This window comes from Duganella flavida (assembly GCF_009857445.1).
Classification (GTDB): domain Bacteria; phylum Pseudomonadota; class Gammaproteobacteria; order Burkholderiales; family Burkholderiaceae_D; genus Rugamonas; species Rugamonas flavida.
This window is the reverse complement of the sequence record NZ_WWCN01000010.1, coordinates 35,013-60,665: the sequence shown is the minus strand read 5'-3', so window position 1 is coordinate 60,665 and position 25,653 is coordinate 35,013. Positions and strand designations below refer to the sequence as shown.

Genomic DNA, 25,653 nt, shown 5'->3' with positions numbered 1-25,653 from the left:
TTATTTGCCGATCACCTTGACCGGCGCGGAACCGCCGCCGGTCAGCTTAGCGGCCGCGTCATCCCATTTCAGGACGGTGACGGTCGATTTGCCTTTCTCGTAGTCATAGCTCACGCCATCGTCATCGTACAGGCGGAACTCACCGCTCTTGCCTGGATAGACGTTGATGCTGGCGATGGCCTGCTTGCTTGCCGTCGACTGCACGTCGGCACCTATCGGCACAATCGAACCGGCTTTCACGAACACCGGAATCTGCTCAATCGGCGCAGCTACTTTCACCCAGCGGCCACCGGCCAGCTTCTCGTTGGTCCAGAAGTTATACCAGTCGGCGCCGGCCGGGAGGTAGACATCCTTCTCGGTCTGGCCCTGCTCCGTTATCGGCGCCACCAGGAAGGCCGGGCCAAACATGTACTGCGTGCCGATGTTGGCCACATTCGGATCGCTGGCAAAGTCCATCCACAAAGGACGCATGAACGGTGCGCCGGTATCGTGGGTGAACTTGGCTTGCGAGTAGATGTAAGGGATCAGCTGATAGCGCAGCGTGTCGTAGCGCGCCATCACCGCCTCGGCCTGTTTGCCGAAGGCCCAGATCTCGGCCGCCTTGCGTTCGCCGTGCAGGCGCAGGGTCGGCATGAAGGTGCCGTACTGGAACCAGCGCGCCAGCAGTTCAGGATAATCGTGATACTGGCCCACCACATCGCGCGCATCGGATGGATCGAGCAGCGGCGGCTTCAGCGCCGACGACTGGCGCGGCAGGTTTTGCCAGCCACCGATGTCGTTGCCCCAGTAGGCGATGCCCGACGCCGTCATGTTCAGGCCAGTCGGCACCTGGCGCGCCAGCGCTTCCCAGGTCGGCTGAATGTCCGAAGACCAGAACAAGGCGCCGGTGCGCTGCGAGCCCAGATAGGCGGCACGTGACAAAATCAGCACGCGCTTGTTCGGTTTCCACGCACGCATGTTCTCGGCCACGCCTTCCACGTGCAGCAGCGGGAACAGGTTGTGATAGCGGTCGCCCGAACCGATCGAGTAGAAGAAGCCACTCGGCACCAGATCCGGCTCGGTCTCGTCCAGCCACGGATAATCGAAGCCCTGCGACAGGATGTTGTCGCGCGCCTTCTCCCAGTACCACTTGCGGGCCGCAGGATTGGTCGGATCGATCAAGCCGCCGGTGCGGTCGGAGCGGAACGGCAGGCCGTCCACTGTCTTGCCGTCTTTGTCCTTGAGCAGGTAGCCCTTGGCATCCAGCTCATTGAAATAGCGGCCCGAGGTCTCAAAGCGCGGCCAGATCGAGATGATGGATTCCATGCCCATATCGTGCAGCTGCTTGTTCATCGCCTTCGGATCCGGGAACTGTGCCGGGTCGATATCCATCTGGCCCATGCGGGTCCAGTAGAACCAGTCCACCACCATCACGTCGAGCGGATATTTTTTCTGGCGATAGGTGTTCGCCACGCGCAGCACTTCCTGCTGGCTGTCGTAGCGGGCTTTCGATTGAATCAGGCCGAAGGCGGACTTCGGCGGGATCGGCGTCTTGCCGGTTACGCGTGCGTAGCCCGAGTAGATTTCTTCCGGCGTCGCACCGGTGATGACGAAGAAGCTCACACGCTCGCCGACATTCGACTGGAACGCCGTGCGGCCATTGATGCCGGCCACGAAGCGCGTGGCGGACGGGTTGTCCCACACGATGCCGTAACCCTTGGACGACACCATGAACGGCACGCACACGCTTTCGCCGGCCGGCGCGTCGTACCAGTGCTTGCAATCGAGCGTGCGTCCGCGCAGGTCCAGCGCGCCGAGCGATTCCTGGTTCTGGCCCATGCCGTAGTAGTGCTCATCGCGCGCCACCGAGAAGGAGGCGCCGACCTGGTAAGTCTTTTCGCCACTGACGGTCTGCGGCGACATCTCCCAGCCGTTCATACTGACCACCTGCTCGCCCTTGGCGTTCAACACCTGCAGGCCGACCGGCGCCAGCGACGGCGCAAAATACTTCTCGCCCTGGCTAGGCACGTGCGGCGGCGGCGCCGGATTGATGCGGACCGTCATCGCGGCGGAGCTGAACACGTCGCCGTCCTTGCCGCCATTGTGGCGGAAGGCGCTGTTGTCGGCGTTCTTCGGCAGGATGCCGTAACCGGGGCCTTTCAGCGTTTCGGCCTTGTCGACCGCGATGGTGACGTGCACCACGTTCGGGCCATAGGCTTCAATCGACACAAAGGCGCCGTCGCGGTCCAGCGTGGCGATGGGAGCGGCGAAAGCGGACGTGGAAAAAGCGAAAATCGATGCGAGCGCGGTGAACACCGGCGTGTGGGCGAGCAGTCTCATAGGCCTCTCTTATGGTTGAGATGTGCCCAACATTGTGCTTGGTCATTTTCGGAATTTCAATTGCGAAAATCACCAAGTCCGGCAATGTTTCTGCTTCAGGCGCCGTCTGGCCCCTGCTTGTCGGCCAGCGCCTTGCGGCGGCGACGCTCGGGGAAGGCAAACACCGGCACCGGCTCGGATACGGCGCAGGCGGCGATCAGCTTCAGCGCCGCCATCGATTCGCTGAAGGCGTAATCATCGGCCGCGATCAGCGCCGCCTCGGTGGCAGGCAGGGTGACGCTGTACATATTTTCAATCGACAGATGGCGCGCGCCGCGCTGGCGCATCTCGCGCGCAATCGATTCCTGGCTGGTGGATTCAAGCACGATCGCACCATCCATCTTCAGGGTCATGGTGACCACGGCATCGCGCCGGGCAAACCACACTTCCGCTACTGGCATCACTGGCTCTTGGGTCATACAAACAGGCTGCATATTACTTCGCGGAAATTACAAGCCGATGACATCCGGCACGCGCCGGTCTTGCATGGAATTTTACTTTCGTTGCAAAATGAACACATATTCCCCTGCGGACACACGGCATAATGCACCTATCAGATGAGGTGCCGAGATGTCCTATGAGATAGTGCATACCTTTGGTTTCACCGTGTATTTCGTGTTCCTGCTGTTCTTTCTGTGGATCAGCCGGTTTGCGAAGACCAGTGCCGGCGCCGGCTGGTGGGCCTGCTCACTGGCGTTTGCCCTGTGCGGCCGGCTGGCGCTGTTCCTGATGCTCCCGTCCAGCAATGTGCATCCGGCAGCCTTCATCTACGCCATCTTCATCGTGCTGGAAAAACCTTTCCTGCTGACCGGCCTGGCGCGATTCCTGAATCTTGATTTGCGCGAGCGCTGGTTTTGGGTGGCAGCCGCCGTCGCCGAACTGTGGGTGCTGCTGACGTGGATGGCCGACGCGACGCCGCTGATGCGCAGCGCCGGCTACACGCTGATCAACGCCTGCTTCCTGGTCTACGCCGCGTGGCTGGCATACCACCACCGGCACCAGATTCCCGGCTGGGCGCTGACGGTGACCGCCTCCGCCTCCGCGGTGCTGGCGGTGCACTGGCTGGTGGCGCCGTACATCATCGAACTGCAGCCCTCATGGTTCCGCAACGGCTTTGTGCTCGGCACCTCGCTGGTACTGATCCAGTACTCGTCGCTGCTGGCGGCGATCCTGCTACGCTTCCAGAAACGGCTGGTCGACGCCGAGGCCAAGGCGCTGGGCCTGGCCTTTCTCGATCCGCTCACCGGCCTGAAAAACAAGCGCTATATGGAGACCCTGTTCGACCACGCACTGCTGCTGGCCACGCGGCCGCACCAAGTGGTGGCGGTGTTCTACATCGATCTCGATAATTTCAAGCCGATCAACGACAATGCCGGCCACGCGGTCGGCGACGAGGTACTGAAGACTGTGGCCTCGCGCCTGCAAACGCACACCCGCAGCACCGACATCTGCGCGCGCGTAGGCGGCGATGAATTCATCGTGATCGGCACGCAGCTGGAAAATCCGGATCAGGCCTACGGCATCGCCAAGAAGCTGCTGGACCAGCTGACCGCGGAGATCGACGTCAGCGGCGCCAATTACGCGCTGGGCGCCAGCATTGGTATCAGCCTCTATCCGATCCACGGCACCAAGCTGGCCGAGTTAATCGACCGCGCCGACAGCGCCATGTACCAGGTCAAGCGCAACGGCAAGAGTGGTTATGTAATTTACCAGGCTGGCGAGAAATCTGCGAATTCCTGACCACGCGTCATGCAACGCACCGGTAGCGCAGGCCGCAGATCCGCACACTCCCTGCGCTAACCCGGATGCACCATCCACATCCACGCGCTGAGCGTGAAGAAGGAGGTCACCATGCAGATCAGCAGCGCGGCGGCGCTGCGGTCTGCTTCGCCATAGGCCTGCGCCAGTATCGGATAGATGCTCAGCATCGGCATCGCCGCCATCAGCAATGCGGCGGCGCGCAGCTGCGGTTCCATCGGCGCGATACCCAGCAGCGGCAGCAACAGCGTCGCCACCAGCAGTACCGCCAGCGGATGGCCGATCAGCTTTGCCAGCACCAGCGGGATCACGCGCTGCCAGCCGCTGGTCAGCGACAAGCCAAACAGCGTGCCGCCGATAGCGAACAGCGACACACTGCCGCTGGCCTGCGCGAACAGGTTCACGGTGCGCACCACGGGCTGCGGCAGCTTCACTTCGGCGAGACTGATGACCAGGCCCGCCGTCACCGCCAGCACCAGCGGGTTGCGCATCAGGCGCTGCGCGGACTGGCGCACGGTTTGATGCCATGCCCCACCGCCGCCACCATCGCGGGCGTTTTCCGCCATCGCCAGCAGCAACGGCAGCATCACGAGATTTTCCACGATGACGTTCAGGCCCAGCGCCACGCCGGCCACCGGCGCCACCATCAGTAGCAGAATCGGAAAACCAATAAAGCTGCTGTTCGAGCAGGACACACCCATCGCCATGAAGGTGCTGCGGGTGCGGCTTAATCCGCCCACGCGGCGGCCCATGAAGTAGGCCAGCGCCAGCATCAGCAACGAACCAACAAGATAGGACAGCAAATACGCCGGATGCAGGATCTCGCCGATGCGGCGCTGCGCCAGCGCGTTGAAGATTAGCGCTGGCAGCGCGAGATTGAGCACGAATTTGCCGAACACCTGCATGTCGGTGCGGGCGAATAATCCCATGCGAGTGGCCAGGTAACCGGCCAGCACCACCAGATAAATCGGGCCGGTGATGGCGAGGATCTCTATCATGCAGCGCGTTCGATGATGACGTAGTGCTTCTTAATCGGCTCCACTACTTCAAACACGCCTTTGAAGCCGGCGGGTATCACCATCGCATCACCGGGACCACCTTCTGCAGCGTAGCCATCTTCATCGATCACACGGCAGCGGCCTTCCAGCACATAGAAATACTCGTCCAGATTCGGGCCGAAAGCGATGCGCCAGCTACCACGCTCGCATGCCCAGATGCCGGCGATGACTTCACCGCTAGCGCTGGTGAAGTGGTTCCACGAGGTGCGCTTCGGATTCCCATCCAGCCGACGCTCTTCACGCGGATGGTCGTATTCAGGTTCCGGCGACTGGCGGCGAAATTCGATGATGGATGGTTTCATGATTAGCGTACGTCCAGCAGTTCGACGTCGAAGATCAGGGTGGCGTTGGGTGGAATCGGGCCGACGCCGTTTTCGCCGTAGCCCATGCTGGCCGGGACGATCAGGGTGCGCTTGCCGCCGACTTTCATGCCTTTTACACCTTCATCCCAGCCCGGAATCACTTGGCCCGCGCCGAGCGGGAAGCTGAATGGGGCACGGCCAACCGAGGAGTCGAACTGGGCGCCGTGCTGCGCTGGCGCGTCGGCCACGTACAGCCAACCGGTGTAATTGACCACGGCGGTGGCGCCGGTGGTGGCTTCCTTGCCTTCGCCGACGGTGGTGTCGATTTTCTGGAATGGTACGGCGTTTGCAGTAGCCGATGCCGATGGAGCTTGTGGTGCTTTAGCGCGGTCGCAACCAGTGATGGCAAGAGTGAGGCCCAGTGCGCAAGTAAACAACAGACGTTTCAAAATAATCCTTCGCGTGAAATGAAAAAAAGGGCAGCCCTTTCGGACTGCCCTCATTCTAAGCCTTAAACCTTAGATCTTGACGGTATCCGCTACTTCGCGGAACTCGGCGATCTGGTCGAAGTTCATATAACGGTAGATGTCATCGGCATTCTTGTCGATCACACCGATGTGCGACATGTACTCTTCCTTGGTCGGGATGCGGCCCAGGGCCGAGCATACCGCTGCCAGTTCGGCCGAACCCAGATACACATTGGTGTCGATACCCAGACGGTTCGGGAAGTTACGGGTCGAGGTCGACATCACGGTAGCACCCTTGCGGATCTGCGCCTGGTTACCCATGCACAGCGAGCAGCCCGGCATTTCCATGCGGGCGCCGGTGCGGCCCAGAGTGCCGTAGTGGCCTTCCGAGGTCAGTACTTGTGCGTCCATCTTGGTTGGTGGAGCGATCCACAGGCGAACTGGAATGTCTGCCTTGCCTTCCAAAATTTTCGACGCAGCGCGGAAGTGACCGATGTTGGTCATGCACGAACCCACGAACACGTCGTCGATCTTGTCGCCGGCCACTTCGGCCAGGGTTTTCACGTCGTCCGGATCGTTCGGGCAGGCCACGATAGGCTCGTGGATGTCGGCCAGGTCGATCTCGATCACGGCTGCGTATTCAGCGTCCGCATCCGGCGACAGCAGGTTCGGGTTGGCCAGCCATGCTTCCATGGCGTTGATGCGGCGTTCCAGCGTGCGCTTGTCCTGGTAGTTATTGGCGATCATCCACTTCATCAGGGTGATGTTCGAGTTCATGTACTCGATGATCGGTGCTTTATCCAGGTGCACGGTGCAACCAGCGGCCGAACGTTCAGCCGATGCGTCCGACAGCTCGAATGCTTGCTCAACCTTCAGGTCTGGCAGGCCTTCGATTTCCAGGATGCGGCCGGAGAAGATGTTCTTCTTACCTTTTTTGTCCACGGTCAGCAGGCCTTGCTGGATCGCGTACAGCGGAATTGCGTTGACCAGGTCGCGCAGGGTCACGCCAGGCTGCATTTTGCCTTTGAAGCGAACCAGTACCGACTCAGGCATATCCAGCGGCATCACGCCGGTGGCTGCGGCAAACGCTACCAGGCCGGAACCGGCTGGGAACGAGATGCCGATCGGGAAGCGGGTGTGCGAGTCGCCACCGGTGCCGACGGTGTCCGGCATCAGCAGGCGGTTCAGCCACGAGTGGATCACGCCGTCGCCCGGACGCAGTGCGATACCGCCGCGGTTCTCGATGAAGGCCGGCAGTTCGCGGTGGGTCTTGACGTCGACGATTTTCGGATAGGCTGCGGTGTGGCAGAACGATTGCATCACCAGGTCAGCCGAGAAGCCCAGGCAAGCCAGGTCTTTCAGCTCGTCGCGGGTCATTGGGCCGGTGGTATCTTGCGAGCCGACGGTGGTCATCTTAGGTTCGCAGTAGGTACCTGGGCGGATGCCCTGGCCTTCTGGCATGCCGCATGCACGGCCAACCATTTTCTGTGCCAGCGAGTAGCCCTTGCCAGTGTCGACTGGGTTTTGCGGCAGGCGGAACAGGGTCGATACTGGCAGGCCCAGGGCTTCACGCGCCTTGGCGGTCAGGCCACGGCCGATGATCAGCGGAATACGGCCACCGGCGCGTACTTCGTCGAACAGCACGTCGGACTTGACGGTGAATTCAGCGATGACAGCGCCGTTCTTCAGCGCTTTGCCTTCGTATGGACGCAGTTCGATGACGTCGCCCATTTCCATCTGGGTCACATCCAGCTCGATCGGCAGTGCGCCGGCATCTTCCATGGTGTTGTAGAAGATCGGAGCGATTTTGGTGCCCAGGCAGACGCCGCCGAAACGCTTGTTCGGGATGAATGGAATGTCTTCGCCGGTGAACCACAGGACCGAGTTGGTCGCCGATTTACGCGAGGAACCGGTGCCGACCACGTCGCCGACGTAGGCCACCAGGTTGCCCTTGGCTTTCAGTGCTTCCAGCTGCTTCAGCGGGCCGATTTTGCCCGGCTCTTCAGGATTGATGCCTGGACGCGGGTTTTTCAGCATCGCCAGCGCGTGCAGCGGGATGTCCGGACGGGTCGTCGCGTCTGGTGCAGGCGACAGATCGTCGGTATTGGTTTCGCCGGAGACCTTGAACACGGTCAGGGTCAGGCTTTGCGGTACTTCCGGACGCGAGGTGAACCACTCAGCGTCGGCCCACGATTGCAGCAGGGCCTTGGCGCGGGCGTTGCCCTTGTCGGCCAGTTCCTTGACGTCGTGGAAGTAGTCGAACATCAGCAGGGTTTTTTTCAGGCCTTCGGCCGCTACGTCGCCGACTTCGGCGTCGTCCAGCAGGTCGATCATCGGCTTGATGTTGAAGCCGCCGAGCATGGTGCCCAGCAGTTTGGTCGCCAGTTCACGCGAGATCAGCGGCGAGGTTTCGGTGCCTTTGGCTACAGCGGTCAGGAAAGCCGCCTTGACTTTGGCGGCATCATCCACGCCGGCAGGCACGCGGTTGGTGATCAGGTCGACCAGGAATTGTTCTTCACCGGCTGGTGGGCTCTTCAGGAGTTCGACCAGGTCGGTAGTCTGGGCTGCGGACAACGGCAGCGGAGGGATGCCAAGGGAGGCACGTTCGGCAACGTGGGCGCGATAAGCAGCTAGCATGAGAGTTCTCGTCAGGTTGATTGCAGGGCAGGCAAGTGATCGACCGCCTGTACTGGGCGCTATTATACCTCAGCAAGTCTTATATAAGACATATAATAGGAAAGCAGCCGTTCTTTTTGCCACAACCACTTGAGGCCGGGCGCGGTTCGGCTTATTCTAGACCTTGAAATGACACGGGAGGGCTCAGAATGACGGAAATATTGAAATCCGATCAAGAGAATCAGGCACCAGAGCCCCCAGCCCTGCCCTTCCGAACGCTACTGTACCGGTTTATGTTCTTCGACTGGTTGTTCCGTGACGTCAGTGCGGCACGGAATCTGTTCGAGCGCCACGCCGCACTCCAGCACAACAAATACATGAGCCGCTACCTGCCGGTCTATCTGCGCCGCTGGAGCGTGCTGGCCACGCTCGACTTCGGACTGGGCTTCCTGTTCGAGCGCGGCTTGCAAGCCACTATGCTATCGGCTTGCTTTATCACCTGGTCATGCATGACCGTGGTGGGCATGGTGGTGATCGCCGTGGCGTGGGTGTTCCTGACTTACGGCCGGCTATCCTGATCAGCGATTAACGCTTGGCGGCGCGTGCTGCATGCAGCTTTTTGTAGCTGTCCAGCAGGCGCTGGTGACGGTCCAGGCCTTCCAGCTTCATGCTGGTTGGGGTCAATCCGTAGAAGCGCACGCTGCCGTCCACCGAGCCCAGCACCGCGTCCATGCGGGCGTCGCCGAACATGCGGCGGAAGTTGGTCACGTAGTCGTCCAACTCCAGGTCGTCGTCCAGCTCGACTTCCAGCACCACGTTCATGGCCTGGTAGAACAGGCCGCGGTCGACGCTGTTGTCGTTGTATTGCAGGAAGGCGCCGACTTGCTCATGCGCGTCGTCCAGCAGGCCCAGCGCGAGGTTGATCAGCAGCTTCAGCTCCAGCACGGTGAGCTGGCCCCATTCGGTGTTCTCGTCGAATTCAATGCCGATCAGGGTGGCGATGTCGCCGTACTCGTCCAGCTCGTTGTTTTCCAGGCGCTCCAGCAGCGCTTCCAGCTGGTCGTCGTCGAGACGGTGCAGGTTCAGCACGTCTTCGCGGAACAGCAGCGATTTATTGGTGTTATCCCAGATCAGGTCTTCCACCGGATAGACTTCCGAATAGCCCGGCACCAGGATGCGGCAGGCGGTTGCGCCCAGCTGATCGTAGACAGCCGTGTAGACTTCTTTACCCATCTCTTGCAGGATGCCGAACAGGGTGGCGGCTTCTTCGGCGTTGGAATTATCGCCCTGGCCAGAGAAGTCCCACTCGACAAATTCGTAGTCCGACTTGGAACTGAAGAAGCGCCACGACACTACGCCGCTCGAATCGATGAAGTGTTCGACGAAGTTGTACGGCTCGGTCACCGCTTCGCTGGCGAAGGTCGGACGCGGCAGGTCGTTCAGGCCTTCGAAGCTGCGGCCTTGCATCAATTCGGTCAGGCTACGTTCCAGCGCCACTTCCAGGCTTGGGTGGGCGCCGAAGGAGGCGAACACGCCACCGGTACGCGGATTCATCAGCGTCACGCACATCACTGGGTAGACACCGCCCAGCGAGGCGTCTTTCACCAGCACCGGGAAGCCCTGCTCTTCCAGACCTTTGATGCCAGCCACGATGCCTGGGTATTTCGCCAGCACTTCTTGCGGCACGTCCGGCAGCGCGATTTCGCCTTCGAGGATTTCGCGCTTGACGGCGCGTTCGAAAATCTCGGACAGGCACTGCACTTGTGCCTCCACCAGCGTGTTACCGGCGCTCATGCCATTGCTGGCATAGAGGTTTTCGATCAGGTTGGATGGGAAGTAGACCGTCTCGCCATCCGACTGGCGCATGAACGGCAGCGAGCAGATGCCGCGCTCCACATTACCGGAGTTGGTGTCGATCAGGTTCTTGCCGCGCAGTTCGCCATCCGGGTTGTAGATTTCGCGGGTGTACTCGTCGAGGATTTCCTTCGGCAGCGCATCCTTGCGGCCCGGCTTGAACCAGCGCTCGTTCGGATAGTGCACGAACTCGGCGTTGGCGATGTCCTCGCCCCAATAGGCGCCGGCGTAGAAGTGGTTGTTGCTGATGCGTTCGATGTACTCGCCCAGCGCCGAGGCCAGCGCGCTTTCCTTGGTCGCGCCCTTGCCGTTGGTGAAGCACATCGGCGAGTGCGCGTCGCGGATGTGCAGCGACCACACATTCGGCACGATATTGCGCCACGAGGCGATTTCAATCTTGATGCCGATATCGGCCAGCAGCGCCGACATATTGGCGATGGTCTGCTCCAGCGGCAGGTCTTTGCCCTGGATGTAGGTGCTGGTGGCTTGGCCGGCCGGTGCCAGCGTCAGCAGGGCTTGGGCGTCGGCATCGAGGTTTTCCACCTCTTCGATGACGAAGTCCGGGCCTTCTTGCACCACTTTTTTCACGGTGCAGCGGTCAATCGAGCGCAGGATGCCCTGGCGGTCTTTTTCCGAAATATCTTCCGGCAGTTCGACCTGGATCTTGAAAATCTGCTTGTAGCGGTTTTCCGGATCGACGATGTTGTTCTGTGACAGACGGATATTTTCAGTCGGAATATTGCGTGTATTGCAATATAACTTCACAAAATAAGCCGCGCACAGGGCCGACGAGGCGAGGAAGTAGTCGAACGGGCCGGGTGCCGAGCCGTCGCCTTTGTAGCGTATCGGCTGGTCGGCAATCACCGTGAAGTCGTCGAACTTCGCTTCCAGGCGTAGCTTATCGAGAAAATTGACCTTAATTTCCATGAGGGGATCCAAATCGTGCTCAAAACAATGTGGCCGCTATTATCCCCTCTTTTCTACGCCTGCGGTAGAAGATAGCGCCGCTCCCAGGCGCTGATCTCTTGCATGTAGTGCCGATATTCCAATGTTTTCACAGCGGCGAAGGCGGTGACGAAGTCGTCGCCCAGCAAGCGGCGGGCGGCGCTGCTGCCGGTCAGGCGACTGGTGGCAGCCAGCAGGTCGTGGGGCAGCTCGTGCGGCAGGTCGGCGCAGTTGCCGTCCAGCGGTGCGGTGGACGACAGTTCTTCTTCCATGCCTGCGAGCCCAGCGGCCAGCGAGGCGGCGATGGCCAGATACGGATTGGCGTCCGCCCCGGCGATGCGGTTTTCCACGCGCCGCGCAGCCGCACCGCTGACCGGCACGCGCAGGCCTGCCGTGCGGTTGTCATAGCCCCATTGCAGGTTGACCGGCGCCTGGATGCCGGCCACGAAGCGGCGGTAGGAATTCACAAACGGCGCAAACAGCGGCATCATCTCCGGCAAGTAGCGCTGCAAGCCGCCGATGTAATGACGAAAGCGCGCGCTGTCGCCGCCATCCGCGCCGCTGAACACATTGCGGCCCTGCGCATCCACTACGCTTTGATGCAGGTGCATGGAGCTGCCCGGCTGGCCGGCGATCGGCTTGGCCATAAAGACCGCGTTCATGCCGTGTTTGAGGGCGATCTCCTTGGCCGCATACTTGAACAGGAAGGCTTGATCCGCCACCGCTACCGGATCACCGTGCAGCAGGTTAATTTCGTACTGAGACACGCCCATCTCGTGGATCCACGTATCGGACTGCACGCCCAGCACATCGAGCGCGGCGCGCAATTCGTCCCAGAACGCGGCCAGTTCGTTGAGCATATTCAGGCTGTAGGCCGACTGCCCTACTTCCGCGCGGCCACCGCGCACCGCCGGTGCGGTCAGCGGCTGGTTCGGATCGACGTTGGGCGCAGTCAGGTAAAACTCGATTTCCGGCGCGACTACCGGCGTCAGGCCCAGCGCCGCATAGCGTTCAACCACATTGCGCAGCACCGTGCGCGGCGCGAATTGGCATGGCGTACCATCGAGATCGAAGCAGTCGTGTATCACCATCGCGCGCGGCTGGCTGGCCCACGGCGCCAGCCGCAGCGTGGCGTGGTCTGGCTGCAGGCGCACATCCGGATCGGCATCGCGGAATAGCGGATCGTCTGTGTACTCGCCGGTGATGGCCTGCATCGGGATGGCTTGCGCGATGCGCAGCTCCGCACCTGCGGCAAAGCTGTGGGCCGGCATCAGCTTCCCGCGCGGGTAGCCTGAGACATCGGCAAACAAACATTCGACCTGCGTGATGCCGTGCTGCTCGAAAAACGCCTTCATGTTCATCCCTTTATTTGGCCGCTGCTTGATAGGCAACTGCGCCGTTGAACACAGTGTAGCGTACCTTGATGGCGCCAATCGCCTTCGGTTCGGCGGCCAGCACGTCGCTGTCCAAGGCCACCAGGTCGGCCAGCTTGCCCACTTCGATAGAGCCGGTGGTGCGCTCCTGCTTCATCGCCTTGGCGGCGGTGATGGTGTAGGCGGACAGCATGGTGTCGAGGTCCACGCGCTCGTCGGCGTTCAGCACTTCGCCTTTGTGCTTGGAGTCGGGGTCGGACAGTTCCATGCGCAGCATGCCTGCCTGCGTGGCGGCCAGCGGCGTGTTGGGCAGCGGATCACCACGCACGCTGTCTACCGGCCAGTCACTGCCGCCGTAGATAGTGGAGCCGGCCTTCTTCAAGCTGCCGGCTGGGTACATATAGCGGTAGTTATCAGCGCTGATATAAGGCTTGAGCGCTTCCACCGAATACTCCGACGGCACGGCCCAGAACAGCTGCATATTGGCGTACACACCCAGCTGCGCAAAGCGTGGGAAGTCGCCCTGGTCGACGATTTGCAGGTGTGTGATTGCGTGGCGGTTGTCGGTGGCGCCGTTCTTTTGGCGCGCCGCCTCGAATGCATCCAGCGCGGCATGCGTGGTGAAATCACCGATCGAGTGGACGAAGATCATGAAGCCGTCCTTGTCGAGCCGCGTGACGTAGCGCTTCAGCACTTCAACGTCGAAGTAGCGGCCACCGACGTTGGAGGTCGGCTGGCCGTTGGCGTCCAGATAAGGATGGATCATCGCTGCCGACTGGGTCGGGAATTCGATCACGCCATCTGCAAACACCTTGACGCCGTCGGCACGCACCAGCGGATGGCCCTTGAAGCGGTTGCGCACTGCGGCGAGGCGCTTGTATTCCTTCTCGTCGTCTTCAACTTTCGAGGCCAGCATGGCGCGCACGCGCATGTTCAGTTTTTTGCTCTTTTCGAGGCTGTCGTACAGGCCCAAATCTTCCTCGGAGGCCCAAGCTTCCTGCACTGTGGTGATGCCTTTGGAGCGTAGCAGCGCCAGGGCTTCCTGCAGTTTGGCGAGGCGCTGCACGTTCGTAGCCTTGGGCATGGCATCCGTCGCCAGCGACTGGGCGGAGTCCTTGAGGAAGCCCGTGGCGTGGCCTTTTGCATCGCGTTCGATCTGGCCGCCGTCCGGGTCCGGCGTACTGTCGGCGATCTTCGCCAAGCGCAGCGCCGCGTTGTTGACCCACGAGGTGTGGCCGTCAATACCAGCCAGGATCACCGGCTGCGTGGTGCTGATGCGGTCCAGGTCCGCCGCTGTGGCGACGAAATTGGCCGGATTAACGTTGACCACCTCAATCCACTTGCCCGCGCCGCCCTGCCCCATGCAGCTTTCGCGCACCATCTTCACAATCTGGTCGACGCTCTTCGCGGCGTTGTCAGTGCTGCATTTGCCGAGGCGGTCGCCGCCTGCGACCGGGTGCACGTGGCCGTCGATGAAGCCAGGCAGCAGAGTCTTACCCTGCAAATCGATAACGCGCGTGCCTTTGCCGACGTAGCGCTGGATCTCCTCATCGCTGCCAACGGCGACGATGCGGTTGCCGCGCACCGCCACGGCTTGCGCCAGCGTGCGCTGTTCGTTCATCGTCATCACCTGCCCCTTGATCAGCACCAGTGTGGCCGGCGCTTCGGCCGCTCCAGCGACCGTAGCACAGAAAGCGAGTCCCATCATCACTGCCATTTTCAAACGCTGCATATTGTTTGCCCCTGAATTCAAAGTTAAATTTCCAGTACGTCGCGCAAGTGGTAGTACATCATGCCCGTCACCAGCGCGGGCATGCGCAACAGGGAGCCGCCGGGGAAAGCCCGGTGGCTGATCCTGCCGATCAAATCAAAACGTTCGGCCTGGCCGACGATGGCCTCGGCCACCAGCTTGCCCGCCAGCCCAGTCAAGGCCACGCCGTGACCGGAGAAGCCTTGCAGGTAGTAGATGTTCCCGCCCAATCGGCCAAAATCCGGCGCACGGTTCATGGTGATGTCGACAAAACCGCCCCACGCGTGCGTAACCTCCAGGTCAGCCAGTTGCGGAAACACCGCCAGCATGCGCTTGCGCATACTGGCCGCGAGGTTCATCGGCGTCACTGTGCTGTAGCTCACGCGGCCGCCGAACAGCATGCGATGATCGGCCGTCGGGCGGAAGTAGTCCAGTACGAAATTGGTATCGCAGGCCGCCGAGCGCTGGGCGATCAGCGCTGCGGCGCGGGCAGGATCCATCGGCTCTGTGGCGATGATGTAGGTCCCGACCGGCATGATGTTCTTGTCCAATTCGCGCGCCACGCTCTCGCCGTATTCGTTGAGGTAGACGTTACCGGCCATGACCACGAAGTCGCAGCTTACCCGGCCATCCTGCGTGTGCACCACCGCCGGCGAGCCGCGCTCCACGCGTGTAACGGCCGAATTCTCGTAGATCTTTACGCCTAATGCGCGCGCGGCGGCGGCGAGGCCGAGACAGTATTTCAACGGATGCAGGTGGCCCGATTTGGGATCGAAAGCGCCGCCGACAAAGCGCTCGCTAGCGATCCAGTCCTTCATCTGCGGCGCCGGTATGGACTGCATGTCGTAGTCGTACGTGTGCTGCAAGTGGCCCACCCAGCGGTCCAGCTCCTGCGCTTTCTTATGGGTGATGGCGACGCTCATGTAGCCGGGCGTGTAGTCGCAATCGATCGCATATTTGGCGATGCGTTGGCGCAGCAACTCCATCGCCTCGACCGACATATGCCACACCGCCCGCGCCTCGTCGCGCGGGAACTGGCCTTCAATCGCATCATCGCTGGCATAGCCGACGATGGCCTGGCCGCCGTTGCGGCCCGACGCGCCCCAGCCTACGGTCTGCGCTTCCAGCACCGTCACCGAGTAGCCGCGCTCCGCCAGCTCAATCGCCGCCGACAAGCCGGCAAAGCCGGCGCCGATCACGCATACGTCGGCCCGCACTGCTACGCGCAGCGGTGGCGACGCTTGTTCGCGTGTCACGGTGGCCTCGTAATACGAATTGGCCCTTAATTTCTCGTCCCTGTGATTTTGTCCCATGATTTTCTTTTTGATTTACGAGTCTATCGTTGCCAGCTGCTTGCGGCGCAGGCGCTCGGCGCGCGCGATCCACAGCCCGGAAAGCACCACTGCCGTGCCAACCACCGCGATGGTCAGCGTCGCCAGCGCGTTCACACGCGGATCGAGCCCCAAGCGCGCCCGTGAAAAAATCACGATCGGCATGGTCGAGTATCCGGGGCCGGTAAGGAACGCAGAAACCACCACGTCATCCAGCGACAGCGTGAACGTCAGCAGCCACGCCGAGACCAAACTCTGGGCGATATTTGGCAGCGTCACCTTGAAGAACACCTGATGCGGCTTGCAGCCCAAATCCATCGCTGCCTCGGTCAATTGCACGCTGATTTCGCCGAGGCGCGCCTGGATCACCACCGTGGCATACGCCATGCCGAGCACAGTGTGGCCGATCAACATGGTCAGCATGCCGCGCGGCGGAAAGCCCAGCGCCTTTTCGAACGACACCAGCATCAGCAGCAGCGACAAGCCGATGATCACTTCGGGCATCACCAGCGGCGCGCTGGCCATGCCCATGAACAGCGACCTACCCTTGAAAGTACGGTAGTGATTCAGCACATACCCAGCCAGCGTGCCGAGAATGACCGAACAAGTCGCCGCGAGCGTTGCTACCTGCACCGACAGCAGGAAGCCGGAGATGATTTCTTCGTCCTTCGCCAAGGCGCGATACCAGTCCAGCGTGAAGCCGTGCCACGTCATATCCTGGCTGGAGGCGTTGAACGAGAAAACGATCAGCACCAATATCGGCACATACAGGAACAGGTAGACCGACGACAGCCAGCTGCGTGCAAACCATGCGTGGCGGTTCATGCGCGCACCTTCGCTTCGTTCTGCGAACGGTTGTAGATCACCATAGGCACAAGAATCAGCAGCATCAGGAATACCGTCACTGCGGACGCCATCGCCCAGTCGTTATTGGTGAAGAATTCATCCCATAGCACGTGGCCTATCATCAGCGTCTCCGGCCCGCCTAGCAGGTCGGGGATCACGAATTCGCCTATGCAAGGCACAAACACCAGCATGCAGCCCGCGATGATGCCGGACTTCGACAGCGGCACCGTCACCCGCCAGAACGCGGTCCACGGTGTCGCGCCAAGGTCCGCAGCCGCCTCGATAAAGCGCAAGTCCAGCTTGGACAGGTTGGCAAACAGCGGCAGGATCATGAACGGCAAGTAGGTGTAGACCATCCCCACCATCAGCGAGAACTGCGTGTTCATCATGCGCAGCGGCTCGTCGATGACGCCAAGCCACAGCAGCATATTATTCAGCACACCGTGATTCGCCAGCATGCCCTTCCACGCGTAAATTCGCAGCAGGAAGGAAGTCCAGAACGGCAGCATGACCATCATCAGCAACACCGGCCGCAGTTCTGCGCGCGCCCGCGCCATGAAGTACGCCGCCGGATAGGCCAGCACCAGGCAGCAGCACATGGTCAGGAAGGCATACTTGACCGAGTTCAGATAAGCCGCCGCATACAGCGCGTCGCCGAAAATGAACAGGTAATTGCCGATATCGATTTTCATTAGCAGGCTGCTGCCCGTCCAGCTAAGTACCGATTCCGACAAGCTGATTTTCAGCACGATGAAGAACGGGACGAGAGAACTAAGCAGCAGCCAGGAATACGGGATGCCCAGCACCACACGCCGGCCCGGATTATTCAGGATCTTCATTGCGTCAGCACCACCATCGAATCGTCGGACCAACTGGCGTAGACGTGCTGTCCGCGCTGAGGATGGAAATCGGCATAACGCACCGTGTTAATTGCCACCGCCTTCAACACCGTGCCACTGGCAAGGCGCAGGTGATACACCGTGTAGCTGCCCAAGTAGGCCAGCTCGGTGATCTCGCCGCGCACCCAGTTGTAACGTCCCAGCGGCGCCTCGGTGCTGATGGCGACCTTTTCCGGCCGGACTGCTACCGCCACTTCCATATCCAGCGTACCGGTGATGCCGTGGCCGACGTAATGGTCGCAATCGGCCGAGGCGATCACCACGTGGTCGCTCTCATCTTCCACCACCCTGCCCTGCAGCAGATTGACACTGCCGATGAAGTCAGCCACGAAGCGGCAATTCGGCGACTCGTAGATTTCCTGCGGTTTGCCGGTCTGGCGTATCACGCCCTGGCTCATGACGGCGATGCGCGAAGCCATGGTCATCGCTTCTTCCTGGTCGTGCGTGACCAGCACGCAGGTCACACCAACCTGCTGCAAGATGCTCACCAATTCGAGCTGCGTGCGTTCGCGCAGCTTCTTGTCGAGTGCTCCAAGCGGTTCATCGAGCAGCAGCAACTGCGGCCGCTTGGCCAGCGAACGCGCCAACGCCACACGCTGCTGCTGTCCACCCGACAGCTGGTGCGGTTTGCGCTTGCCGAAGGCCGACAGCTGCACCAGCGACAGCATCTGCTCAACGCGGGTGTGCATCTCGTCCTTGCCCATGCCCTCGCGGCGCAGCCCGAAAGCGATGTTCTCCCACACCGACAAATGCGGGAACAAGGCATACGACTGGAACATCATGTTGATCGGGCGCTGGTACGGCGGAATGGCAGTGATGTCCTGCCCATTCAGTAAAATCTGCCCGGCGGTTGGCGATTCAAAGCCTGCCAGCACACGCAACAACGTCGACTTGCCGCAGCCCGAGCTGCCCAGTAAAGCGAAGATCTCACCCATGCCGATCGACAGCGACACATCGTCCACCGCCCGCACGCCGCTGAATTCCTTCACCACATTTTGAATCTGTAAAAACGGCGCCATGAATTACAACCCTGTTTTAAATTGCGTGAACATGCGCGACATGAAGCGGCGCGTGGTTTCGGCTACCGGCTGCGGTGCGGCCATGCGTTTCTTGTCGGCGTCGGACAGGAACACGGTTTTGTTCTCAGCGATGTCCTTGTTGACGTATTTGGTGCTGGCGGTGTTGGGGTTCGCGTAGAACACCGTGTTGGTGATCGATGCGTGAACCTCCGGCCGCATGATGTAGTTCATCCACAGCAAAGCATTGTGCGGATGTGGCGCATCCTGCGGAATCGCCATCGTGTCGAAGAACAGGATGCCGGAGGTACTCGGGATCAGCGCTTCGATCACTACACCGTTTTTTGCCTCGATGGCGCGACGGCGCGCGATGTTGATGTCGCCCGACCAGCCCAGCGCCACGCAAATGCTGCCATTCGCCATGTCATTGATATAGCCCGAAGAGCTGAATAGCGTGATATACGGCCGCACGGACTTCAGCAACTTCAAAGCCTCCTGGTAGTCGGTCTGCGTATTGGAGTACAAATCCTTGCCGATGTATTGCAGCGCCGGCGCGAAGATCTCGGATGGCGAATCCATGAACGACACGCCGCAGGACTTCAGGCGCGACATATAGCGCTTGTCGAACACGAGATCCCACGCATTGGCAGGCATCGGCAAGTCGCCCAACGCCGCCTTCACCTGTTTGAGGTTGATGCCAACCGTGGTGTAGCCCCACAACCAGGTCACCAGATGCTCGTTGCCCGGATCGATCTTGGCTACTGCCGCCTGCATCACCGGATCCATGTTGGCGAGGTTGGGCAACTGGCTCTTGTCCAGCTTTTTCAACAAACCGGATTTGATTTGCAGGCTGGCCCAGACTTCGGACGGCACCACAATGTCGTAGCCGGTGTGGCCCGCCATCAGCTTCGCATGCAGGACTTCGTTGGTATCGAAGACATCGTAGCGAACCTTGATACCGGTTTCCTTTTCGAAGTTGCGGACCGTCTCCGGCGCGATGTAGTTCGACCAGTTGTAGACGTTGAGGACTTTCTCTTCCTGCGTTGCCGCCAACAGAGGCAGCGCAGCCAGCATGATTCCGATGAAGCGCTTCATCATAGCTTGCCCGACAGGCTGATGCCGATGGTGCGCGGCGCGATGCGGTAAGCCTCGTTGGCGGTGAATTGCACAATCGGCCGCTGGATGATTTTCTGGTTGTCCGTCAGGTTCTTGGCGAACACCGTCACCTCGTAATTGCCCCAGCTGACGCCCGCACTGGCTTCCAGCACGTTGTAGGCCGGGCGATGATAGTCAGGATTCGGCAGCATCGACGGCAGGACTGCGAAACCACCATAGCTGCTGCCAGTCCAACGGCTGGCACCACGTACGAAACCGTACATGTCATTATCGAAGGTCATGTTGTACTGCGCCGAGAAGGTCGCATTAAACTTTGGCACGCCTGGAATGCGGGCGCCTTCGACCGCGCCCGGCAGGCCAGCTGCTTCGCCGTCACTGTCGGACAAGGTGGCGTGAGTCATGCCGCCGGCAAAGCTCAGGACCAAGCTCGGAATCGGCTTGGCGTGGACCTCCACCTCCGCACCGTAGCTCTTGGCGCGGCCAACGTTGGTGTTGAAGCCAAAGCCGCACGCGAGGAACACCTGCTGCTGCATGTTCTTCCAGTCGACATAGAACGCCGACGCATTCACCGACAGCCGGTTATTCAGGAAGCGCGACTTGTTACCAACCTCGTAGCTCCACAGGCTGTCCGGATTGAAGGACTGCGGATTTGGTTTATCCAGATCGCACAGCTGCATCGGCACCGGGATGTTGGCGCCGCCCAGACGGAAGCCCTGGCTGGCCGACGCGTACAGCGTGTTGTTGCGGTCCATTTCCCACGACAGCGCCAGCTTCGGCGTGGTCTTGTGCGCTTTGGCTTCGGCGGTGGAATTCTCGTAGCCGTCCTTGCCGTCAAGGTGATTATTGAAGTAGTACGCGCCCTGGCGATGCAGCTGGGTGGTCGCGCGCACCGTGCGCAGGCCGAAGGTCGCATGCAGCGTCGGCGAGAAATAGTAATTGGCTTCGCCGAACAGCGACTGCTGCTGGTCGAGGAAGTGCAGCTGGCCGAAGTAGGTATTATCGTTCGGGAAGCCCATGCTGACCGGGTTCGCGATCACCGTTGGATCAGTCGGGCTCAGGCCCAGCGAGGCGAAGGCCGCGTTCAGGCCCGGAATCGGCTCGTTGTCGGTGATATTGGTGCGCTGGTTGGAGGCATACACACCGGCCATCCACGTCCACGGCGACACGCTGGCATCGTAGGACTTGGAGGCGATGCGCAGCTCTTGCGAGAACTGGCGCACTTCGTTGTTCAGGTAGACCATCGCCGGCAGATCGAACACCTTGGCCTGCAGGTCAGGATTGATGATGTTCACGCCCAACCCAAACGACAGCGTGGCCGTGCCGTCCTGCGTACGGTCGAATTTGCGCTGGAAGAAACTGGTGACCGAGGTGACGTCACCGAGCGGCGTGGCGTAGTTGACGGTCAGGCTAGGCACCAGCAGCACGTCCTTGCCCGGTTCCAGTACCAGCTTGGCGGCCTGGTTGTTTGGCAGCGGCGCACCACCGTTCGGCAGCTGGGTGTAGGAGACGTCGATGTCGCCGGTCTTCACCTTCTGGTAGAACACGGACGGTGTGATGGTCAGGTCGCGGGTCGGCGCCCACTTCATGGCGAAGCGCAGCACGCCGCTGTTTTCGGTGTTGGTGTCGGATTTGACCAGCGCCCCGGTGTTGCGGTCAACCTGGTCGATGAAGCCGCCGTTGTGCTGCGTCTGCACGCCGACGCGCAGCGCCAGTTCGTTGCCGATCGGCTCATTGAACACGGCGTTGGCAAGGTAGCTATTGCCGCCGCCCTTGGTCGACGACATCTCGGTGTAGAACGCGCCCTCGCGCTCCTTCAGGTTCGGCTGGTTGCCGAGGAATTTGATGGTGCCGCCCATCGAACTGGCGCCGTACAGCGTGCCTTGCGGACCGCGCAGCACTTCCACGTGATCGAGGTCGAAGAACTTGGGCTCCGCCGAACCCATCGAGTAGATATTCCCGACCGACATCGCGATGTCGTCCAGATAGACGCCTACCGTGGCCGAGCCGGCGCTGGAGCTGATGCCACGCATCGAAATGTTGGACAGGCCGGCGCCGTTACCGGCATTGCCGCCATTGCCGCTGGAGAAAGCGATATTCGGCACAGCGCGGGTGATGTCGGCGAAGGTCGCCAGGTGTTGTGCGGTGAGTTCCTCGCCGCCGATCACCGAGATACTGGTGGCGACTTTGTTGGCGTCTTCGTTGCGTTTGTTGGCAGTCACCGTCACCGTTTGCAACTGGTCCGAAGGCTGTTGCTGCGCTTCGGCTTGCGCGGCCATTACGGCGCATGCGAGTGCTACGGCTTGGGTCAGGCGATTCTTCTTGCTCTTCATATGTCCATCCCAGATCTGAATTTTTTGTCTTAAGTGGGTCCATTTCTTCGCTGCGATTCGCTTTTCGCCATGCCGCTAACTCTTGGGAGAAAATTATTTCAATCGCATGACAATCATCGTAGATTCAATTTGGTATCATGAGAAGTACCACTTTACCTATTTTTCGAGAACCACTTTGGATAACCCTGCCGCCGCCTCCGACCTACTGGCCAGCATCCTGGCCCTGAGCGACTTCCATCCGCGCCTGCCGGCCCAGCGCCGCCTCTATGAAGCAGCCAAGGAAGCCATCCACAAACAACAGCTGACGGCAGGTGCCAAGCTGCCGTCCAGCCGCGATCTTGCGAAGAATTTAGCCGTGGCGCGCAACACGGTGATTGCGGCGTATGAACAACTGATGGCCGAAGGATTCGTCACCGGTGCGCGTGGCAGTGGCACGTATGTGGCGCATCTGCCACAACTTGGGCATGGCGCGGCTTCAGCGCCTGCAGTCGCACAGCAGGTGGCGCCGGCTGTGGCGCCGTTGTCGCAGCGCGGCGCGCGGGTGGGCGCGGCGGCGGCCGGGCCGCGCTTTGAAATCGAGCCGTTCGCGCCGGGCGATGCGGATTTCTCCAGCTTCCCGATCAAGCTGTGGCAAAGCTTGCAGAACCGCGTCTGGCGCGAGATGCACTCGGAACTGCTGGACTACAGCGACAACGGCGGCTACCTGCCGCTGCGGCAGGCCATCACCGCCTATCTGCGCTTGTCGCGTTCGGTGAAGGTGAATGTGGAACAGGTGATCATCACGGCAGGCACGCAGCAGTCGCTAAACCTGTGTGCACACTTGCTGGCGGATGTGGGCGAGACGGTGTGGGTGGAAGATCCCGGCTACTGGGCTGCGCAGCGCGTGTTCCAGGCGGCAGATCTGGCAGTGCATCCAGTGCCGATCGATAAAGATGGCCTGGCGCCGCGCGACAGCGATCTTGAAACGCGGCCACGGCTGATGTACGTGACGCCGTCGCACCAGTACCCGACCGGCGCCGTCATGAGTCTGGCGCGGCGGCTGCAGCTACTTGATATCGCCGCGCGCCAGCAGGCGTGGGTGCTGGAGGACGACTACGACAGCGAATTCCGCTACACCGGGCGGCCGCTGGCTTCGTTGCAGGGGCTGGATAACGAGAACCGCGTGGTCTACATCGGCACGTTTTCCAAGGTGCTCTACCCCGGTATCAAAGTCGGCTACATGGTGCTGCCGCCGGTGCTGGTCGAAGCGTTCCGCAGCGCGCAGTACGATTTGCACCGGCCGGGGCAACTGATGGTGCAGGCGGCGCTGGCCGAGTTTATCTCGGAAGGCCACTTCGCCTCGCACTTGCGCAAGATCCGGCAAACCTACGGCGCGCGGCGCGAAGCGTTGAAGCGGACATTGGAAAAACATTTGGGCAGCAAGACCAGCATCACCATCTCCAGCGAGGAGTCGGGCTTGCATCTGGTGGTGGAGCTGCCCGACCACGTTGACGATGTCGCACTGAGCAAACTGGCGGCGGAATCCGGCATCCGCGTGAATGCCCTGTCGACCTACTACCTGTCGCCGCCAGTGCGACGCGGCCTGCTGGTCGGCTACGCCTACGTCACACTGGAAAAAATCAGCTACTACGGCAAACTGCTCGCCAGTATCATTGAATCCGCAGAGCGCTGACTTTGCCTTTACAGATCGAGCACCAGTACCGGCGTTAGTGCGCGCGATACGCAGGGCATGAAGCAGTTGTTGGCTTGCCGTTCCTCGTCGCTGAGGACGGAGTCGAAGTGGTGTGGCGTGCCTTCCAGTACTGCGGTGCGGCAGGTGCCGCATACGCCGACTTCACAGGAGCAGTCCAACTCGACACCGGCTTCTTGCAGGCAGGCGAGTGCCGTGCGACCAGCTGCCACTTGCACTTGCCGTCCGGAGCGATGCAAGGCTAGCATGAACGGCATGTCGCCATCAGCACTGATCGGCGGCGCGCCGAACGACTCCTGATGCACTACAAAATTCGCCGCCTCGGCTGCCACCGTCTGCATGAATGGCGCCGGACCGCAAACGTAGACGTGGGTTCCTGCAGCCGGATGGCTCGCAAGATGCATGCGGATACTCGCCTTTGTCTGCTCGGGATCGAGACCCGCCAGCACTTCCCCATTTTGCAGCTCGGTGGCGAAGGCGGCGCTGGCCGCGTCGCGCACGAAATAGTACAACTGGAATGGCTGTCCGCGTCGCTGCAAGGCATAGGCCATCGACAGGATAGGCGTGATGCCGATGCCGCCGGCGAACAGCAGGTGTATGTCCGCCTGCGGTACGAGGGCGAAGGCGTTGCGTGGAGAGCCGATCTGCAAGGTCATCCCCACTTTGGCCTCGTCATGCAGCCACGCCGAGCCGCCACGCGACTGCGGTTCGCGTTTCACGGCGATGCGGTATACCTCGCTGCCCGGCTCGCGGCAGCACAGGGAATATTGGCGCATCAAGCCATTTCCCAGCGTGACGTCGATGTGCGCGCCTGCTTCATACGGAGGCAGTTGCGCGTCGCCGACGGGGCGCAGCTCAAAGACGCGCACGCCGCCGCTATCGGCAATCGAATGAATTCGAACTTCCATACGCTTACCCCGCCTGCACTGCAGTGTGCGCCGCGACGATGCGGCGCGCGCGGTTCGGACCACTGTCGACGTGAATGTCCACCATCGGGCCTGCGCCGTATTCGCACATATTGCGATACTGCGCTTCGATCAGCACGCGGTCTTCCTCAAACGTGAGTGCCGTCTGCTGGTACACCACTTCCGCGTTATCCGGCTGATCCGGATGGGCGGAACTGGCCATGGTCCAGAAATAGTGCGAAGTGGTGTCGGTTTCCGGCGTAATGCCATGGAAGCCGCGCATGTGGAAGCCGCCACGTTCAGGATTGGCCAGCGAATCGGTGCCCACATCCACGGCGCCAGTGAAGATCTGCAGGTGCGTCAGGAGGAAGTCAATTTCCTGCCAGCGGTCGATCCTGCCCTTGAACGGCCAAGCGGCGCTATAGGTTGCTGGCGGCAGCGAACCGGTCATATGGCGCACCACGCGCACATGATCGCCTTCGCCAGACACGGTGGTCGGCGCTTCCATGTGCACTTTGGCGTTGCCGCCAATGGTGCGGCCGTGCAGGTAGCCGACGTGGCTCAGGTCCAGCAGGTTGTCGTGGATTAGCTGGTAAGGCGCGTCGTAATGGAATACGCCGCCCTTCCAGGTGTAGCGTGGATTCTCGTGCGCCGCGACTGCCGGCGGCGGGACGGATGGGGCGTCGCCCTGCTCCGCGCCAAACCAGATCCAGATCACTTCATTGCGTATCTCTGCCGGGAACGCCTGTACCTTGGCCTTGCCCGGAATCTTGACCTGACCCGGAATTTCCAGACACTGCCCCGCTGCGCCAAACAGCAAGCCGTGATAGCCGCAGCGGATGCCGCTGCCTTCCAGCGTGCCGCACGACAGAGGAACAGCGCGGTGACAGCAGCGGTCCTCCAGCGCGGCCACGCCGCCGTCCTCGGTGCGGAACATGACGATCGGATAGTTCAAAAGCTTGCGCGCGAGCGGCCGGTCCTTCAATTCCCAGGCAAAGCCTGCGACATACCATTGGTTTAATGGGAACATACAATTCTC

At 61.1% G+C, this 25,653-nt stretch carries 20 protein-coding genes; 3 read left to right on the top strand and 17 right to left on the bottom strand.

All coding sequences use genetic code 11. The features are described from left to right. Complete coding sequence (locus GTP46_RS16505) at nucleotides 1-2,319, bottom strand: glycoside hydrolase family 31 protein (RefSeq protein WP_161007734.1); 2,319 nt, start codon at nucleotides 2,317-2,319, stop codon at nucleotides 1-3. Nucleotides 2,320-2,414: 95 nt separating this feature from the next. Beyond that, a complete protein-coding gene (locus GTP46_RS16500) occupies nucleotides 2,415-2,777 on the bottom strand; it encodes a hypothetical protein (protein WP_229258979.1) in 363 nt (120 codons plus the stop codon). A gap of 151 nt (nucleotides 2,778-2,928) precedes the next feature. On the opposite strand from GTP46_RS16500, the gene GTP46_RS16495 reads away from it, so the two are divergent. Further along, nucleotides 2,929-4,098, top strand: coding sequence for a GGDEF domain-containing protein (locus tag GTP46_RS16495; RefSeq protein WP_161007733.1), 1,170 nt, complete (start codon nucleotides 2,929-2,931; stop codon nucleotides 4,096-4,098). A 56-nt stretch (nucleotides 4,099-4,154) separates the two neighbouring features. Here the strand turns inward: GTP46_RS16495 and GTP46_RS16490 are convergent, their stop codons facing one another. The 4 genes from GTP46_RS16490 to GTP46_RS16475 all read right to left on the bottom strand — a co-directional run bounded on the left by GTP46_RS16490 (nucleotide 4,155) and on the right by GTP46_RS16475 (nucleotide 8,580). Then, nucleotides 4,155-5,114: an AEC family transporter gene (locus tag GTP46_RS16490; protein ID WP_161007732.1), complete on the bottom strand. Its 960-nt coding sequence runs from the start codon at nucleotides 5,112-5,114 to the stop codon at nucleotides 4,155-4,157. Then, nucleotides 5,111-5,476: a cupin domain-containing protein gene (locus GTP46_RS16485; RefSeq protein WP_161007731.1), complete on the bottom strand. Its 366-nt coding sequence runs from the start codon at nucleotides 5,474-5,476 to the stop codon at nucleotides 5,111-5,113. The genes GTP46_RS16490 and GTP46_RS16485 overlap by 4 nt, the downstream gene beginning before the upstream one ends. A 2-nt stretch (nucleotides 5,477-5,478) precedes the next feature. Further along, entirely contained in the window at nucleotides 5,479-5,925 is a 447-nt protein-coding gene (locus tag GTP46_RS16480; protein WP_202414309.1) for an FKBP-type peptidyl-prolyl cis-trans isomerase, read from the bottom strand. 69 nt (nucleotides 5,926-5,994) lie between these two features. Next, nucleotides 5,995-8,580, bottom strand: a complete 2,586-nt coding sequence (locus GTP46_RS16475; protein ID WP_161007729.1) for a bifunctional aconitate hydratase 2/2-methylisocitrate dehydratase — start codon at nucleotides 8,578-8,580, stop codon at nucleotides 5,995-5,997. A gap of 272 nt (nucleotides 8,581-8,852) precedes the next feature. On the opposite strand from GTP46_RS16475, the gene GTP46_RS16470 reads away from it, so the two are divergent. After that, entirely contained in the window at nucleotides 8,853-9,137 is a 285-nt protein-coding gene (locus GTP46_RS16470) for a hypothetical protein (protein WP_161007728.1), read from the top strand. Nucleotides 9,138-9,144: 7 nt separating this feature from the next. On the opposite strand, the gene GTP46_RS16465 is transcribed toward GTP46_RS16470, so the two are convergent. From GTP46_RS16465 to GTP46_RS16425, 9 genes are read right to left on the bottom strand one after another with little or no spacing between them, the layout of a single operon-like run. Further along, the gene (locus GTP46_RS16465; protein WP_161007727.1) at nucleotides 9,145-11,340 is read right to left on the bottom strand and encodes an OsmC domain/YcaO domain-containing protein; all 2,196 of its coding nucleotides are present in this window, start codon (nucleotides 11,338-11,340) and stop codon (nucleotides 9,145-9,147) included. Between the two features lie 53 nt (nucleotides 11,341-11,393). Continuing rightward, nucleotides 11,394-12,713, bottom strand: coding sequence for a glutamine synthetase family protein (locus tag GTP46_RS16460; protein WP_202414308.1), 1,320 nt, complete (start codon nucleotides 12,711-12,713; stop codon nucleotides 11,394-11,396). A gap of 10 nt (nucleotides 12,714-12,723) precedes the next feature. After that, nucleotides 12,724-14,463 (bottom strand): amidohydrolase, encoded by a 1,740-nt coding sequence (locus GTP46_RS16455; protein WP_161007726.1) that lies wholly within the window; start codon nucleotides 14,461-14,463, stop codon nucleotides 12,724-12,726. A gap of 23 nt (nucleotides 14,464-14,486) precedes the next feature. Next, entirely contained in the window at nucleotides 14,487-15,794 is a 1,308-nt protein-coding gene (locus tag GTP46_RS16450; RefSeq protein ID WP_161007725.1) for an NAD(P)/FAD-dependent oxidoreductase, read from the bottom strand. A 15-nt stretch (nucleotides 15,795-15,809) separates the two neighbouring features. Then, nucleotides 15,810-16,637, bottom strand: a complete 828-nt coding sequence (locus tag GTP46_RS16445; RefSeq protein WP_161007724.1) for an ABC transporter permease — start codon at nucleotides 16,635-16,637, stop codon at nucleotides 15,810-15,812. Further along, nucleotides 16,634-17,497, bottom strand: coding sequence for an ABC transporter permease (locus tag GTP46_RS16440; protein ID WP_161007723.1), 864 nt, complete (start codon nucleotides 17,495-17,497; stop codon nucleotides 16,634-16,636). The genes GTP46_RS16445 and GTP46_RS16440 overlap by 4 nt, the downstream gene beginning before the upstream one ends. Next, complete coding sequence (locus GTP46_RS16435) at nucleotides 17,494-18,576, bottom strand: ABC transporter ATP-binding protein (protein WP_161007722.1); 1,083 nt, start codon at nucleotides 18,574-18,576, stop codon at nucleotides 17,494-17,496. The genes GTP46_RS16440 and GTP46_RS16435 overlap by 4 nt, the downstream gene beginning before the upstream one ends. A gap of 3 nt (nucleotides 18,577-18,579) precedes the next feature. Beyond that, on the bottom strand, nucleotides 18,580-19,671 hold the full coding sequence (locus GTP46_RS16430; RefSeq protein WP_161007721.1) for a polyamine ABC transporter substrate-binding protein: 1,092 nt from the start codon (nucleotides 19,669-19,671) through the stop codon (nucleotides 18,580-18,582). Further along, nucleotides 19,668-22,019 (bottom strand): TonB-dependent receptor, encoded by a 2,352-nt coding sequence (locus GTP46_RS16425; RefSeq protein WP_161007720.1) that lies wholly within the window; start codon nucleotides 22,017-22,019, stop codon nucleotides 19,668-19,670. Before GTP46_RS16425 ends, GTP46_RS16430 begins: the two co-directional genes overlap by 4 nt. A gap of 175 nt (nucleotides 22,020-22,194) precedes the next feature. On the opposite strand from GTP46_RS16425, the gene pdxR reads away from it, so the two are divergent. After that, a complete protein-coding gene (gene pdxR / locus GTP46_RS16420) occupies nucleotides 22,195-23,691 on the top strand; it encodes a MocR-like pyridoxine biosynthesis transcription factor PdxR (RefSeq protein WP_229258978.1) in 1,497 nt (498 codons plus the stop codon). An 8-nt stretch (nucleotides 23,692-23,699) separates the two neighbouring features. Here pdxR and GTP46_RS16415 read toward each other — a convergent pair whose 3' ends face one another. Both GTP46_RS16415 and GTP46_RS16410 read right to left on the bottom strand, forming a co-directional pair. Then, nucleotides 23,700-24,617, bottom strand: a complete 918-nt coding sequence (locus tag GTP46_RS16415; RefSeq protein WP_161007718.1) for a PDR/VanB family oxidoreductase — start codon at nucleotides 24,615-24,617, stop codon at nucleotides 23,700-23,702. Nucleotides 24,618-24,621: 4 nt separating this feature from the next. Then, entirely contained in the window at nucleotides 24,622-25,644 is a 1,023-nt protein-coding gene (locus tag GTP46_RS16410; protein WP_161007717.1) for a Rieske 2Fe-2S domain-containing protein, read from the bottom strand. Nucleotides 25,645-25,653: the final 9 nt, after the last annotated feature.